Annotated in this window: 1 protein-coding gene; it reads right to left on the bottom strand. The window is 59.4% G+C overall.

What is annotated here, in order from left to right:
• Positions 1–61 precede the first annotated feature (61 nt).
• Positions 62–357: hypothetical protein (locus tag AB6A65_RS16755; protein ID WP_371039511.1), on the bottom strand; the 296-nt coding region annotated here is incomplete at its 5' end.

Raw genomic sequence — 357 nt, 5'->3', positions numbered from 1 at the left:
GGGCACGGGGGGAACCCGAGGCGACCAATCTCTCAGTAGGCCGCTGAGACATGTGACCCTTTCAGTTCGCGATGTAGTCGCCATCGGGGTCTTCGGTGAACGGATGCTCGATAAAGGTTAGCCCCTTCATGGTGCAACCATCGTTGGCGAGCTCTCCCTCCTCTAGGCCCCGCTCCTGCATGGCCTCGCGGAAGTCAGGGTTATTGCGGACTGTTCGGCGGAAGTTGCTCTTGTCCATGTCAACCTGCTTGGCCAGCCAGTTGAACGGGATGACATCCCAAAGGCCCGGTTCATAATGCAGGATCCAGTCCACGAGGTCGACCGCTTCCCTGACCTTGCCCTTCACCTTCTCGGGCA

This window comes from Rhodosalinus sp. FB01 (assembly GCF_041365715.1).
Taxonomy (GTDB): Bacteria; Pseudomonadota; Alphaproteobacteria; order Rhodobacterales; family Rhodobacteraceae; genus Rhodosalinus.
This window is presented reverse-complemented; position numbering and strand designations above follow the sequence as displayed.